This is a genomic window from Henriciella sp., assembly GCF_049649345.1.
Classification (GTDB): domain Bacteria; phylum Pseudomonadota; class Alphaproteobacteria; order Caulobacterales; family Hyphomonadaceae; genus Henriciella.
Genome location: NZ_JBARZC010000263.1, coordinates 1 through 11,290 on the forward strand (window position 1 = coordinate 1; position 11,290 = coordinate 11,290).

Genomic DNA, 11,290 nt, shown 5'->3' on the forward strand with positions numbered 1-11,290 from the left:
AAATGAGACCCACTCTGAGGCAGCTGGAATATCTCGTCGCCATTGCTGACACGGGAAAGTTTGGCGACGCAGCCAAGCGCGTGAATGTCAGCCAGCCAAGTCTCTCGGCCCAGATCGCCGATATGGAGGCCTATCTCGGAAACGTCATGATCGAACGCGGCCGGCACGGCGCTTTCATGACGCCGATCGGCGAGGAGGCCGTCCGCAGGGCGAGGCTTGTCCTGAGGGACGTCGAGGAACTGAAGGCGGTTGTTCAGTCGAATGGCGGCGCCCTCGCCGGGCGCATCCGGCTAGGCGTCCTGCCGACGATCGGCCCCTATCTTCTGCCGGCCGTGACGCGCCATCTTCACGCGAAGTATCCCGATTTTCGGCTGAATGTACGGGAGGAAAGGACCATCGATCTGGAGGCTCACCTTCATGATGGCCGCCTCGACACGGTCATCTCCACGATCGAAGATCATAGTGACGCCGAGCACGCTGTTCTGTTTGAGGAAAACCTCTGGATCTGCGCCGCGCCTGACCATCCCCTGGCGCAAGCGGCCGGCGACGTGAAGCTGCCCGACCTCAAAGGCGAATCCCTTTTGACGCTTGGTTACGGCCACCGGTTCAATTTGAAAATCCGGTCCCTGGCAGAAGCTGCAGGCGCCCATGTCAGCACCGAATATGAGGGCACCAGCCTTGATGCGATCCGTCAGATGGCAGAGATGGGCGCAGGCGTCGCGGTCTTTCCGAGCCTTTACGCGCTAACCGAGGCGCGGCGCGATCCCGACCTCGTGGTCCGGCGCATCGACGATCCCTTAGCGCGCCGCGAAATCTCCCTGATCTGGCGCAAGACGTCTCCGCTGTCCGATCGACTGCAGAAACTGGCCGAGGAGCTCAAGGCGGCAGCGGTTTCGGTGCTTGTTGGACGACCCGGGCGCGCTGGCTAATTCAAGGTGCCCGGCGACACTGAGATAGCTTAAGACGATCACCTCAACTGAAATATTCGATTTTAAATTATCGAATTGAACGCACACCTTTTCTGCCAGACGTAGGAGAGTTACATGCGCTATTCAGCCCGACAGTCACTGCCTCTCAACCCTGTTCGCTTGTCATATTTGCGGCGCGAGCAGTCAGATGGCACCGGTTATCCCGCGGCAATGGGGGCCTTCAGCCCGCCAGCAAGCCCTGATGAATTCGGCCTGCTTGCCGAGTGGGACCGCCCGGTCAAATCGCTTCTGTTCCACGCTGAATCGCTGATCAGCTGGGCGCCGGTGGAAATCGTAAGCCGGCCCGACCGCGTGGTGGACGAGACCGGGAAGCAGTGGTTCGTCTGCCGCTTCCGTTATTTCGGGCCGGTTGTGGAGCGCGACCAGATCGTCGCCAGCGTCAAATGCGCCCTGCTCAGGCTGACCCACTGGGAAGAGGTCGAAACCATAGATTTTTCCGATCAGCCTCTTCGTTAATTGCGATTGGATCAAATAGCCCAATCCACTCAAGAGCAGGCGGCCGAGACATAGCTGCAGCGTATTCGGTCTCCGAACCGTGCGCGGCGAGATGGGTCGACAGGCACGCCGGGCATTCGCCCGCAGATCAAATGGGGCACGCATGATCGAAACAGCACTCGCGACGCTACTGTCCCCCGTTGTGCTCTTTTTCTGTCTCGGCCTGGTCGCTGCCCTGCTTCGCTCGCCCATGACGATCCCGGAGGCCTTCGCCAAAGGCCTTGCAATCTATCTGATGAGGGCAATCGGGCTGAAGGGCGGGGTCGCGATGGCCAGCAGCCCGCCCACGGTTGAGATGTTTGCCGTCTTTGCAATTGCGATCATCCTTTCGTTTCTGCTGCCAGCCATCGCCTTCCTGTTCCTGCGCATGACGAGCCGCGTCAGCCGGACGGACGCCGCCGCAACCGCTGCGCATTACGGATCTATATCGATCGTGACGTTTGTTGCGGCGACGCAGTTGCTCTCATCATCGGGGGTCGAGAGCTCCGGTTACATGGTTGCCGTCGCGGCCGTGATGGAAGCGCCAGCGATCATCACGGCTCTGCTGCTGGTCTCCATCGGTGAGAAACGCAAAGCCCCGGTCGCAGGATCGGAGAAGGGAGAACTGTTTCGGGAAGTTCTCCTGAATGCCTCGGTCCTCGTTCTTGTTGGCGCGCTGATAGTCGGAGCGATTGTCGGCGACAAAGGGATGGACCAGGTCTCGGCATTCTTCGTCGATCCCTTTCAGGGTGTGCTTTGCCTGTTTCTGCTCGATATGGGTCTGTCGGCGGGCCGCGGCCTGCGCCAGGGCTGGCGCCAGCTCGATCTCGCCGCTCTCGGCTTTGGCATTTATATGCCGCTGGTCTCGGCGAGCCTTGCGGCGGCCGCGTCCCTGCTCATGGGGCTCAACGCCGGAGACGCAACCCTGCTCATGGTGCTCGCGGCTTCAGCGTCCTACATCGCCGTGCCGGCCGCCATGCGGCTTGCCCTGCCCGAAGCCAAACCGAGCATCTATCTGACCTTGTCCCTTGGTGTGACGTTCCCGTTCAATATCGCGATCGGCATACCGCTCTATCTTGCCGCAGCCCAATGGCTGCAGACCATCGGGTGAAATCATGCACAGAATGCAACGCCTTGAGCTGATAATCGAAAGAATGGCGATGAAGCGCGCTGGCCGAATTCTCGAGGCGGCCGGCGTGAAGGGCTATACGGTGCTTCCGGCCATGGCCGGGTTTGGGCGAGGATCCCATTGGCAGCGGGACAGGGATATGTCGGCCAGCCAGGATATGGTCGCAATCATCACCATCAGCGCGCCCGAGGCGATCGAAAAAGCACTGAAGGACCTTCACAACCTGCTGGATTCTCATATCGGCGTGGTGAATGTGAGCGATGTCAGCGTGCTGAGACCGGATCGTTTCTGAGCCGGCAGCCAGCGGCCTATTCCATAGGAAAATCCAATCAAGCTGAGATACAAGTAGGATTGGAAACTAAGATAGGTTGCCTCCATCTCACATGGCGAACCTGACAGGAAAGGAACTGCCATGAGCTGGTTGATCAACATGTTGTCTGAAGTGTCCGACATCTTTTCTGACGACGCCGGGTTAGGCGATCGCCGCGACAGGAATGGCCGGACGGTGCCCGCCCGGCAAGCGCTCGCGCCCAGCCGGGCATCTGACCTTGATCGGCGCCCCGTCCCACGCCGCGAGCAGAACTGCGAGGACAGGTTTGATCACTTCTGGTGATCACCTCGTCTCCACCACCAAACTCCACAGGCAGGCCGCGGATCGGAAAAGAGATCAGCGGTCCGCTCTGATTTTCACGCGAAAAGGGGGCGTCCCATGTCCATTATCGTCGCCAGAATCCAGAACTTCCTGAAGCTCGAATCCTCGGCCGGAATTCTTCTGATGATTGCCGCCGCGCTGGCATTGATCGCAAGCAATACGGTCCTGCTGTCTGTTTATCAGAGTTTTCTGTCGACGCCGGTTGAAGTCCAGGTCGGCCCCCTGGAAATCGCCAAGCCCCTCGTTCTCTGGATCAATGACGGTCTGATGGCGATCTTCTTTTTCCTGATCGGTCTCGAGATAAAACGCGAAATCCTGCAGGGGGAGTTATCAAGCTTCGACAAGGCGGCTCTGCCGGTCTTTGCCGCGATAGGCGGCATGGCTGGCCCGGCCCTCGTTTTCATCGCCTTGAACATAAACAGCCCTGAAAGCCTGAACGGTTGGGCCATTCCCGCGGCGACCGACATTGCCTTCGCGCTCGGCGTGCTGATGTTGCTCGGCAGCCGTGTGCCCGTGTCGCTCAAGATCTTCCTGCTGGCCATCGCCATCATCGATGATCTCGGTGCAATCATGATCATTGCGCTGTTCTACACGGCAGATCTGTCGCTTGTTGCGATAGGCTGGGCCGCGCTCGGCCTGGCGGCGCTGATCGCGCTTAACCGAATGGGGATAAAAACGATCGCGCCCTATGTTCTGATCGGCACATTCATCTGGGTCTGCGTGCTCAAGTCTGGTGTGCATGCGACGCTCGCCGGTGTTGTGACAGCCCTGGCCATTCCTATTCGCGGAAAGACGCCTGACTCGCAGTCGCCCTTGCATAAGCTTGAACATGGGCTTCACCCATGGGTCGCCTATGGCGTACTGCCCGTCTTTGCTTTTGCCAATGCCGGCGTTTCCCTGTCCGGCGTGTCGATTGGCGACCTTCTCTCGCCCCTTCCGCTGGGCATTGCGGCGGGCCTGTTTATCGGCAAGCAGATCGGCGTCTTTGGAGCGACTGTACTAGCGGTGAAAGCTGGCATAGCGCGTCGGCCGGAAGGCGCGAACTGGATGCACCTTTATGGTGTGGCATGTCTGACCGGTATCGGCTTCACGATGAGCCTTTTTATCGGCACGCTCGCCTTTGATAGCACCGCGCAGCTCGACCAGGTCCGCATCGGTGTCCTGCTCGGCTCCTTGCTGTCGGCATTGACGGGCATTGCCATGCTGATGCTGGCGGGGTCTGAACAGAGGCGACATGCGAGTTCGCCTGCTCAGTCGGTCACCTAGCCGCCGAGAAAAAGACAATCGAGGCCCGCCATTTTCACAGGAAGATGGCGGGCTTTGCCGTTTGGAGAGCGCGGCCCTGAGCCTGACGGCCCAGCCTCGGCGAAGGATCGTTTTTGGCTATCCTATGTATAGTTAAATGAAGTCAACAGGCGAAACACTTTCATAGGCAGAAGCTATTAAGTAAAGATTATTATTATATTTGTCTTATTCTTGTGAGGCGTCATTTTCCGTCTTGGTTTTCAAGCAAACCATCGGAGAAAGACAATGATAACGACCTACAAATCCCTCATGGCTGCCGCGACGGCGTCCAGCGCCTTGTTACTTTCAGGCTGCGCAAACGAGACCGTAACCAGCGAAACCATTGCTGATACGGCCGTTCAGGCCGAGACCGTTGAGCAGGCCGGCCTGTGTCTGGATGCCGGACCGCAGACACCGCGCGATATCGCAAGCACATACGGCCTCAACTCGGTTTCTTTTGATGCGGCCCCGCCCCCAGGCGAGATGAATCTCTGCAACATCCACACCCACACCAATGCTGAGCACAAGGGCCCGGGATTCAGTGTCTTCGTGAATGACAGCGATTTTGGTGGCTTTGCCTGTAATGCGACGGAAGACCTGACGGCGACCGAACTGGCCCCGGTCGAAGGCGCCTATGGCAATGTGCAACCGGGCGACACGATTGAAGTTCACTGGGTGCATACGACCTGCGACACCGCCCCCGGCGAAGGGCTTGGTGCGTGCGTGCCTGAAACCTGTAGCGATCCACTCCTGAGGGTTGAGGCGCAGGTCTTCCTCGTCGTGAATGATGGATCGGCCGCCGACTTCACCGAACTGGCAGCGGTCCGCCAGTCGGGCGGCGTCTGGCAACCGGGTGCCATCCCGGCCAGCACGGGCGAGCCAGTCACCTTCCAGGGGTCCACCACTGGGCCGAGCTACACCGAGCAGCAATGTTCGCCCGCAAAGGTCACATGGAGCGTTCGCCCGCAATGCACAAAGGTCGACATCAACTCGCTGCATGCCTGGGCCGAGAAAGGCAACGTCTTCAATGAGACGAAGTCACACGGCGTTCGCCAGCTTGTGACGGCACCGGAACTCCTTTCTCCGATCGAGTAGACCTGAGCCGGCGCGAGAAGAAGGGGCCTGCCTTCGGTGCGGGCCCCTTTGACTTGATGTGGTCCCGAGCCGGCGCCGCGTTCGCAAGAAATCAGTATTGAAAGCTGAGAAGCCATGACAAAATCATATCCTCGCTTCATCGCCATGTCCTTTTTTGTGGCAGGCCTTTGCGCCTTGCCCGCAACCGCGCAGTCCCTCACCGGCAATGTCGGCTCAGCTGGTGTGACGAAGGGCGAGCAGTCAATTGAGGGGCGTCTGGGCCTCGATGAGGCCGGAAACGCAGCCAGCCGGCTTCACGTCGACAATGCGTTCACCGGTTGGTACCAGCTGCGCCTGATCAGCGCCTTTTCGAAACCTGATGGCGAAGACTGGGACTTCAGCAGCCTCACCCTCGAAAACTGGTTTCAGTGGCGCGAAGAGGCTGATGACAATTCCGGATTTAATGGCGGGCTTCGGTTCGCCTACACCTTCGCTGATGGCGGCGGCCCCGATGAAGCCGCCATGCGTCTCACCCTGACCGACAAGCTGGCGGATGGATGGGCGTGGAGAGCCAATCTCATAGGTGAGGTGGAAACAGGCGATGGCAGCCAAGGCGGTGTCGGCCTTCAAGCGAGGGCGCAGGTCTTCCGGGCGCTCGCAATGTCGGCGCTGGCAAGCGATGACTGGAGCCTTGGCGTCGAACTCTTCAGCGAGTTCGGCAATAGCCGCGATATTCCAGGCTTCGACGAACAGGCACACCAGATCGGTCCTGTCGTAAAGGTCGGGTGGGACAGCGGCATATACCTTCAGTCAGCCATACGCGTCGGCGTGACCGATGGCGCTGACGACGCGATGGCAAAACTGTTCCTGGGGCGCGAGTTTTAAGCGCCAACTGTCTGGATGGCCCTCTTCGATCGAGATGGCATTCGCCAGATTGTGGTCGCGGTCTGTGTCCGCATTGGCGGCGAGCGTGACGGCAGCCATGATATAGAGAAGAGCTGTCACGATGCTGCCCACTGACCGGATATGGTTCAGCCGTGTCCAGTCCCGGCCATACTTCGCCCAATAGGCTTTAGCTTCGGCAGACGTGTGATCAAGACGCTCGAGCTTGTTGTTCATCGGCACATTGCCGAACATTGTCATCAGAAAGACTGTTGGCAGATAAACGATCGGCGCAAGAACAAGCAGGCTGCGCGCAGGGCCTTCGAAAGCGGACAGGCCGTAAATGGCGAAGAGGACCGAGAGGGGCGCGATCAGGAGAATACCGGCAACAAACTGCGTCCTGATGACAGTCCTGTTGATGTGCTGCATCGCCTCTATGCCGCCAGAAGGCGCGGTTCTGAGCAAGCCGGCCATGATGAATTCGGAGAAGGCCGAGAACACGCCGCCTATTACGGCGCTCCAGAGGGCGAGAAACAGGCAGAAATAGAGGGGCCAGTCATGCATCATTGGTCTGGTTCCTTGTATTGGTTCTGGAAAATAATTGGGTCTGGCCGGGGGCGGCGGCCCGCCCCCGGAACAGTGAAGGCTAGACAGTGGCATCCCTGAAAGAGCGTCCCGCCTGCTGCTCGCGCGTATCGGGCGCGCTGTTCATCCGCAGGACGGCCAGAACGGCCGCGATGCCAAACTCGATCAGCGTTGCAATGATCAGCGATTGCGGTGGCATACCGTGGAGCATCATGCTGACCAGACGCCCGGCCCCGTAGGTGCCATAGACGATCGCACCGGCAGTCAGCCCCGCATTGGCGAAGCGAAGCCGTACAGCGCCGGAGATCATCAGCGCGCCCGTCATGAGCAGGACACCGGCCGGCGCCGTCAGCTCCGACATCAGGCCAGGCTCGCGCTCCACCATCACGCCGCTCGATTTCAGGAAGGCCTGCGGCGAGACGACAAGCGCGCCGCCAATCAGGCCGAGGATCGCGCCTGACCCGGCCAGGGCAAATCGTGTGAGAAACCGGCTCATGCCGCTGTCCTCCATACACCTCTCGCCGCGACGTCGCGGGCATAGGCTGCAAAGTCCTTTGGCGGACGGCCGAGGGCGCGCTGGATGCCATCGGTCAGATGGGCATTGCGCCCGTCAAGGACCGTGGAAAACAGATAGTCCAGCATCCAGACGACATCTTTTGGCGCGCCGGACGCCTCGACCTCTTTGACGAAGGCATCATGCGGCACGTCCAAATAGGCGATCTCGCGGCCCGTCGCACGCGACAGGTCTGCGGCGACATCGGCGACCGACATCAGGCGCGGCCCGGTCACTTCATAAACCTGGGCGTTATGGTGGTCCTCTGTGAGCGCTGCGACGGCGACATCAGCAATGTCATCGGCATCGACGAAAGGTTCGACCTGGTCGCCAGCGGGCAGCGTGATCGCACCGTTCAGAACCATGTCGATGAAAGCGCCTTCAGAGAAGTTCTGATTAAACCAGCTCGCCCGGACAATGGTCCATTCGAGACCGGCCGCGATCACAATCCGCTCGCAGGCCTGGGCTTCGGCTTCACCGCGGCCGGACAATAGGACCAGCCGTTTCACGCCGCGCCGCTTCGCGCGGTCGACAAGAGCCTGGATCGCATCAGCTGCGCCCGGCATAGCAAGGTCCGGCGCGTAAGTAATGTAGACCGCTGTGACACCCTTCAGGCACGCGTCCCAGCTCTTCTCATTGTCCCAGTCGAATGACGGCACCGATGATCGCGAGCCAATACGCACGTCATGGTCCATGGCTCTGAGCCGCGCGGCAACACGCCGGCCGGTCTTGCCCCTGCCGCCGAGGACGAGTGTGAGGGGTTTCTTCCGGTTCAGGAAATTCATCGGGTCGCTCCTTTCTTCGTTAAGCGAGCCCATGAATAGGACGAGGACGGCGCAGCCTTCTTGCCGCATCGCGACGGAGTTTTGACAGAAGACGACAAAAGAGGCTGCAGGCCTATTGCGCGTCGAGGCGGTAGGATCGCGGCGTCTGGCCCGACCAGCGCTTGAAGGCGCGGGTGAAGCCGCTCTGCTCGGCAAAGCCCGTCAGGAAGGCGATTTCGGCAAGGCTGTAATCTGTCTCCCTCAGCAATTGGTGCGCGAGCTCACGGCGGGCTGCATCGACAACGGACTGGAAGGAATGGCCATTCTCGGACAGGCGTCGCTGCAGCGTCCTCGCACCGATACCGAGCGCCTCGGCCACGTCGGACAGCGTTGGCACACCATCACTCAGGCGTTGTGCAATAAGCTTTCGGACTTGCTGATCCAGCGCGTTCTCTGTCGCGCGGCTATTCAGTTCTTCTTTCAGACGCTGGTCAAAATAGGCTGACAGGCCCTCGTCGCTCAGCCGGTTCTTCATTGCCAGTTGCTCGGTCGATACCGACAGTGCGTCACGCTCGGTTCCAAAGTGCACAGGGCAGCCGAAGTGAGCTTCATGCTCAGTCGCTCTTACAGGCGCTGAATGCTTGAAGAAGACGGCTCGCGGGATGAAGGAGGCCGGAGAGACTTCATCGCTGATCGAAGCGATGCTTGCGAGCGTGGCCTCATTCGAAAGCCTCATGCCGAGATGGCGTTCGCCGGTGCGATGCAGCTCAATGGAGGCGCCCCCTTGAGCGGGTTCCAGTGTGTAGCTTGAAACGGTGGTCAGCCGTTTCCCAAAGCGTTCTGCCCGGTCGTAAGAGCCTGCAAGCGTCATGGCTGTTTTCCAGGCAAACCCGAACGCCCCGTAATCATCACACCTCATCGACGCGCCGACGCGAAGCGGAAGGGTCAGTCCTTCAGGATCCCTTTGGGCGAGCGTTGCAAAGAAGGAGTAATAGTCATCGGACGCAATCATGTGCGCCGGATCAACAGGCTTGTCGTCCTGCAGCCCAAGCGTCGCCATAAGGTCACCTGTCTCGACGCCGGGACTGACCTGGCTAGCGACCTTGCGTGCAAACAGGGATGTGATGTGTCCCATTGGCAGAGATTACGGGTGGGCTTTCAGGATGCAAGCCAATCATAACCTCGTCTTGGGAGTAATCAAATTGCCGCTAGGGGCGCCCTTCGCTCCTGAACGCGCCAGGTGTCTTTCCGACCCAGCGTTTGAACGCGCGGCTGAAAGCGCTTTGCTCGGAAAAACCCGTCAGGAACGCGATCTCCGCCAGGGAATAGCGTGTTTCCCCCATGAGCGACTGCGCCAGCTCCAGCCGCGCTTGCATGACGAGGGTCTGGTAAGTCACGCCGTGATCGGCAAGCCGTCTCTGCAAGGTTCGCGCGCTCATCCCCAGGGTGCTGGCGACATCTGCTAGCTGGGGCACGCCATCGCTCAGCATGTCAGCAATCTGGAGCACGAGCTGACGCTCGAACGGGACCTCCTCCTCGGGCAGGTTTTCTTCGATGTGGGAGGACAGAAATTTCCAGATGCTCTCATCGCCCACGAGGTTGGGTTGATCCAGACGCTCCATCGGCAGGATGATCGCATCGATGTCCGCCCCGAACGTCACAGGACAGCGGAAATAGGCTTCCAGTGATCTCTGGCTGCCGCAGGGCTGGTGACGAAACTGCACGGCCCGGGGCCGGTTCTGGGGGCCCGTCGCTTCCCGGCACAGGCTGACATACGTCGCCAGCGCGCCTTCATTGGACAAGTGCATCCCCAGACGGTCCGGCTCAGTGCGGGTGTGGGTCCATAGATATGTGCCGCCATCGTCCACGAGTTTGAAGGTCGATGCGGTGTTGAACAGACGTGAATACCGGTCCATCCGATGGAAAGAGCGGCGCAGATCAGGCGCTGATTTCCAGGCGAGCCCGACAGCGCCCAGATCGGCGCACCGGATCGATTGCGAGACGCGCAGGTGAAATCCGATATCGGGCTTTTCGTGGTCGGCGATGGTCTCGAGCAGGCTATAATAATCGGTATCGTTGACCATGACCGAGGCCTCCGGCGGCGCCGCACTATCCAGCCCGCAGGATTTGAAAAGCGCCGCACGGTCGAGCCCCGGACCAGCCTCATTGATCATCCTGACGGCAAACAATGCCGACACTTGCGCCATAGCCGTCCGCGGTCGTTCACCCCGCGCCCCTCTTACCCCCGAGAACGCGCACTTTACGAAGCTTTCTTCGAGATTCAAATGCCAGGCGGGAGTGAAGTTGACGCGAGCGGTCAAAAACCTGTCGCCCGGCGTCAATACCCGCTGGCCAGCCGCCGGTAGCTTTGCCTCACCTTGAACCGGGAAGCGATGAGACGCGTGACCCCGCCGCAAGCCGGACCGGTTCGAGTGTGTGCAAACTCGAACTGGAGGCGAAAGCCATGCTGAACTCGAAAAACAAATCCGACCCGATCATGACGGTCGTCATCTCTGCGACAGTCGCCATATCGGTCTATGCCGGCGCCTCTGCTACGGCGCAGGGCGAACCATCCCGCGCCGCATCGGCCTCCCAGCCGCCGATCAATGACGGTCTCCCCTTGCCGGGCTTTGACGTCGTTCCCGGCGAGACCGCAATCGTCGTGACCGACCCCCAGAACGACTTCTTGTCACCGAAGGGCGTGACCTGGGGCGTTGTCGGCCAGAGCATTACCGAGAACGGCACGGTGGAAAACATTGAGGCGCTCTTCAGCGTGGCAGACGAGACTGGCATGCCGCTCTTCATCTCGCCGCACTATTATTACGAGCACGATCACCGCTGGCAATTCGAAGGCACGCTGGAAACGCTGATGCATTCAATCGGCATGTTCGACCGGCCGACTGC

General features: G+C 60.0%; 13 protein-coding genes and 1 pseudogene. 8 read left to right on the forward strand and 6 right to left on the reverse strand.

Annotation, left to right across the window (positions count from 1 at the left end; genetic code table 11):
- The 4 genes from WA989_RS06845 to WA989_RS06860 form a co-directional block, all read left to right on the forward strand.
- A partial coding sequence (locus tag WA989_RS06845) for a LysR substrate-binding domain-containing protein (RefSeq protein WP_424339758.1) occupies positions 1 to 929 on the forward strand: 929 nt, incomplete at its 5' end.
- Positions 930 to 1,043: 114 nt separating this feature from the next.
- Entirely contained in the window at positions 1,044 to 1,445 is a 402-nt protein-coding gene (locus WA989_RS06850) for a hypothetical protein (protein ID WP_424339759.1), read from the forward strand.
- Positions 1,446 to 1,587: 142 nt separating this feature from the next.
- Positions 1,588 to 2,574, forward strand: a complete 987-nt coding sequence (locus WA989_RS06855) for a sodium-dependent bicarbonate transport family permease (protein WP_424339760.1) — start codon at positions 1,588 to 1,590, stop codon at positions 2,572 to 2,574.
- A 4-nt stretch (positions 2,575 to 2,578) separates the two neighbouring features.
- A complete protein-coding gene (locus tag WA989_RS06860) occupies positions 2,579 to 2,884 on the forward strand; it encodes a DUF190 domain-containing protein (protein WP_424339761.1) in 306 nt (101 codons plus the stop codon).
- A 180-nt stretch (positions 2,885 to 3,064) separates the two neighbouring features.
- Here WA989_RS06860 and WA989_RS06865 read toward each other — a convergent pair whose 3' ends face one another.
- A complete protein-coding gene (locus tag WA989_RS06865; RefSeq protein ID WP_424339762.1) occupies positions 3,065 to 3,196 on the reverse strand; it encodes a hypothetical protein in 132 nt (43 codons plus the stop codon).
- A 105-nt stretch (positions 3,197 to 3,301) separates the two neighbouring features.
- Between WA989_RS06865 and nhaA the strand changes: the two genes are divergently transcribed.
- The 3 genes from nhaA to WA989_RS06880 all read left to right on the forward strand — a co-directional run bounded on the left by nhaA (position 3,302) and on the right by WA989_RS06880 (position 6,487).
- On the forward strand, positions 3,302 to 4,510 hold the full coding sequence (gene nhaA, locus WA989_RS06870; protein ID WP_424339763.1) for a Na+/H+ antiporter NhaA: 1,209 nt from the start codon (positions 3,302 to 3,304) through the stop codon (positions 4,508 to 4,510).
- A 264-nt stretch (positions 4,511 to 4,774) separates the two neighbouring features.
- Positions 4,775 to 5,623: a delta-class carbonic anhydrase gene (locus WA989_RS06875; RefSeq protein WP_424339764.1), complete on the forward strand. Its 849-nt coding sequence runs from the start codon at positions 4,775 to 4,777 to the stop codon at positions 5,621 to 5,623.
- A gap of 114 nt (positions 5,624 to 5,737) precedes the next feature.
- Positions 5,738 to 6,487, forward strand: coding sequence for a hypothetical protein (locus WA989_RS06880; protein WP_424339765.1), 750 nt, complete (start codon positions 5,738 to 5,740; stop codon positions 6,485 to 6,487).
- On the opposite strand, the gene WA989_RS06885 is transcribed toward WA989_RS06880, so the two are convergent.
- The 5 genes from WA989_RS06885 to WA989_RS06905 form a co-directional block, all read right to left on the reverse strand.
- On the reverse strand, positions 6,413 to 7,051 hold the full coding sequence (locus tag WA989_RS06885; RefSeq protein WP_424339766.1) for a DUF1772 domain-containing protein: 639 nt from the start codon (positions 7,049 to 7,051) through the stop codon (positions 6,413 to 6,415). The two genes, WA989_RS06880 and WA989_RS06885, sit on opposite strands and share 75 nt — an antisense overlap.
- Before the next feature lie 79 nt (positions 7,052 to 7,130).
- Positions 7,131 to 7,565 carry a DUF4345 domain-containing protein gene (locus tag WA989_RS06890; protein ID WP_424339767.1) on the reverse strand — a complete coding sequence of 145 codons (435 nt, stop codon included), beginning with the start codon at positions 7,563 to 7,565 and terminating at the stop codon, positions 7,131 to 7,133.
- Entirely contained in the window at positions 7,562 to 8,407 is an 846-nt protein-coding gene (locus tag WA989_RS06895) for an NAD(P)H-binding protein (protein WP_424339768.1), read from the reverse strand. Before WA989_RS06895 ends, WA989_RS06890 begins: the two co-directional genes overlap by 4 nt.
- A gap of 112 nt (positions 8,408 to 8,519) precedes the next feature.
- Entirely contained in the window at positions 8,520 to 9,521 is a 1,002-nt protein-coding gene (locus tag WA989_RS06900; protein ID WP_424339769.1) for an AraC family transcriptional regulator ligand-binding domain-containing protein, read from the reverse strand.
- A gap of 73 nt (positions 9,522 to 9,594) precedes the next feature.
- Positions 9,595 to 10,728 carry an AraC family transcriptional regulator gene (locus WA989_RS06905; protein ID WP_424339770.1) on the reverse strand — a complete coding sequence of 378 codons (1,134 nt, stop codon included), beginning with the start codon at positions 10,726 to 10,728 and terminating at the stop codon, positions 9,595 to 9,597.
- Between the two features lie 122 nt (positions 10,729 to 10,850).
- Here WA989_RS06905 and WA989_RS06910 point away from each other — a divergent pair.
- Positions 10,851 to 11,290 (forward strand): annotated as a pseudogene (locus WA989_RS06910) (hypothetical protein); the annotation flags it as partial.

What these genes read in the sequence shown, in the direction of transcription:
- WA989_RS06900 (WP_424339769.1), bottom strand. Translation starts at nt 9,521, where the DNA reads ATGGGACACATCACATCCCTGTTTGCACGCAAGGTCGCTAGCCAGGTC.
- WA989_RS06885 (WP_424339766.1), bottom strand. Translation starts at nt 7,051, where the DNA reads ATGATGCATGACTGGCCCCTCTATTTCTGCCTGTTTCTCGCCCTCTGG.
- WA989_RS06860 (WP_424339761.1), top strand. Translation starts at nt 2,579, where the DNA reads ATGCACAGAATGCAACGCCTTGAGCTGATAATCGAAAGAATGGCGATG.
- WA989_RS06875 (WP_424339764.1), top strand. Translation starts at nt 4,775, where the DNA reads ATGATAACGACCTACAAATCCCTCATGGCTGCCGCGACGGCGTCCAGC.
- WA989_RS06895 (WP_424339768.1), bottom strand. Translation starts at nt 8,407, where the DNA reads ATGAATTTCCTGAACCGGAAGAAACCCCTCACACTCGTCCTCGGCGGC.
- WA989_RS06880 (WP_424339765.1), top strand. Translation starts at nt 5,738, where the DNA reads ATGACAAAATCATATCCTCGCTTCATCGCCATGTCCTTTTTTGTGGCA.
- nhaA (WP_424339763.1), top strand. Translation starts at nt 3,302, where the DNA reads ATGTCCATTATCGTCGCCAGAATCCAGAACTTCCTGAAGCTCGAATCC.
- WA989_RS06890 (WP_424339767.1), bottom strand. Translation starts at nt 7,565, where the DNA reads ATGAGCCGGTTTCTCACACGATTTGCCCTGGCCGGGTCAGGCGCGATC.
- WA989_RS06850 (WP_424339759.1), top strand. Translation starts at nt 1,044, where the DNA reads ATGCGCTATTCAGCCCGACAGTCACTGCCTCTCAACCCTGTTCGCTTG.
- WA989_RS06855 (WP_424339760.1), top strand. Translation starts at nt 1,588, where the DNA reads ATGATCGAAACAGCACTCGCGACGCTACTGTCCCCCGTTGTGCTCTTT.